Origin of the sequence: Chitinophaga sp., from assembly GCF_036566945.1 — a bacterium.
Classification (GTDB): domain Bacteria; phylum Bacteroidota; class Bacteroidia; order Chitinophagales; family Chitinophagaceae; genus Chitinophaga.
In genome coordinates, this window is sequence record NZ_DATCVJ010001101.1 from 1 (window position 1) to 2,179 (window position 2,179).

The window sequence follows — 2,179 nt, forward strand, 5'->3', positions numbered from 1 at the left end:
TTATTCATCTACATGGTTGCAACTTGACTCTACTATTGTTACGCAATATGCCGGCGGAACCCAGGCACTTAAAACCGTTACTTCTTATGGTTATCGTAATGGAGTTAGCCTGCAGCCAACTGAAATTAAAACAATTAATAGCAAAAATGAGGAAACGGTTACAACCAGAACATATCCAAGTGACTACAAAGGTATAGCGGTTTATGACACGATGATAACACGTAATATGGTAGTGCCGACTATTCAACAGACGAATTTCAATAATAATAAAATACTGATGCGTCAACGAACCAATTTTTTGCGTACCTCCGCCAATTTATATTTACCAAGCAGTGTAGATAAAGCTATTTATAGCAATGTTGCGGATACAGAAATTGTGTATAGCCGTTATGATGAGAAAGGAAACCTACTGGAGTATTACACCAAGGACGGAGTTATACACTCTTTTCTGTGGGGATACAATCAAAGCTATCTTGTGGCTGAAGTAACGGGCTGCGGGTATGATAAAGCATTGTCATATATTAATCCTGGAGTACTGACAGAGCCAACAGATCTGCAATTGAGGACTGAATTAAATAAAATTCGTTTAGGAATCGCTGCTACTTTTGCTACAGTAGTTTCATATACTCCTGCTCCACTTATCGGCGTGACAAGTGTTACAGATCCAAATGGAAGAACATCCTATTATGAGTACGATGGCCTTAACCGGTTGAAAGTCATTAAAGATAAGGACGGCAATATCCTTAAGCAATACGATTATCAATATCAGGTTCCGGTAACCCAATAGTTTAATCCCTTTGATAGTATTCGATATGTTTAATATCCTATTTAGCATGAAGCGCGTTTGTTTAATCCTTTTTAGCACATGGTACGCCGTTTCACTGAGCGCTCAAAATGTTCCGAATGGAAATATTACGCGCAAAGCAGCGATCGCAGATGCGGTGCCAGCGAGCTATAGTAATACAATAGTTAATTATGTCCGTACCTGGGAACCTTCTATGCCTACTTCCGATACGACCGCAGTAAAGGCTGCCGGACGTCTCGTAAGTGAAGTAAAACAAGCCACGCAGTATTTCGATGGCCTTGGTCGCCCTTTACAAACAGTTGCCAAGGGCATTAGCACAGGAGGAAAGGATATCGTATCTCCTGTTGTGTATGATGCTTTTGGGAGAGAGGCATATAGATATCTTCCTTATGTTCCTAAAACGGGTAACACGAATGACGGGAAGTTCAAAATTGATCCCTTTAATAGTCAGAAGGCATTTTACCAGGACACTGTTTTAAGCCCATCTTCCAAAGGAGAAAGCATCTTTTATAGCCAGGTGGATTTTGAACCGTCTCCATTAAACCGTGTGCTTAATTCCTATGCTCCGGGTAATAGCTGGTCTAAATCCGGAGGAAATCATCCTGTTGCGCAGCAATACCAAATAAATACGCTGGCCGATTCTGTGCGGATCTGGAATATACCTTCTGCAGGAGGACTCCCTGTCAGTACTGGTATTTATGCAGCCGGGCAGCTTTACAAGAATATTACAGTAGATGAGGCTCGTAACCAGATCATAGAATTTAAAGATAAAGAGGGAAAGGTAGTGCTTAAGAAAGTGCAATTAAATAATACGCCAGGATCTGCTCATATGGGATGGTTATGCACTTATTATATCTATGATGATCTGAATAATCTGGTGTTTGTAGTTCCGCCACTAGCGGTAGAAAATATCGTGAGTACCTGGAATCTTACGAATGTAGCAGCCGAACTTTGTTTCCAGTATCGTTATGATGAACGTAACCGGATGATATTCAAAAAAGTTCCGGGTGCAGATTTCACAGAAAAGGTGTATGACACCCGCGACAGGCAGGTATTTATGCAGGACGGTAATCTGAGAATTGCGGATAAGTGGCTGGTAACGTTTTATGATGCGTTAAACAGGCCTGTTGAAACGGCATTGTATAAAAAGAAGATCACGAGAGCAGCATTGCAGGTTAGTATGAATGGTGTACTTAATACCACTGATTCTACTTCTTATACTTTCCCCGGCGTAGCGGACCTGGTAACCAGTGTGAATGACCGTAATAAGTATGAAGCTACCAATAGTGTAACATTGACAGATGGATTTGATACGGGGATAGGTAAAGAGATAGAAGTACTAATTAATGCAACCTTAAACGATGGCATAGGAGT

2 protein-coding genes are annotated in these 2,179 nt (G+C 41.0%); both read left to right on the plus strand.

Going from position 1 to position 2,179, the window contains the following annotated elements:
* Nucleotides 1-787: RHS repeat domain-containing protein (locus tag VIP81_RS33050; RefSeq protein WP_331972406.1), on the plus strand; the 787-nt coding region annotated here is incomplete at its 5' end.
* A 46-nt stretch (nt 788-833) separates the two neighbouring features.
* A partial coding sequence (locus tag VIP81_RS33055) for a DUF6443 domain-containing protein (RefSeq protein WP_331972409.1) occupies nt 834-2,179 on the plus strand: 1,346 nt, incomplete at its 3' end.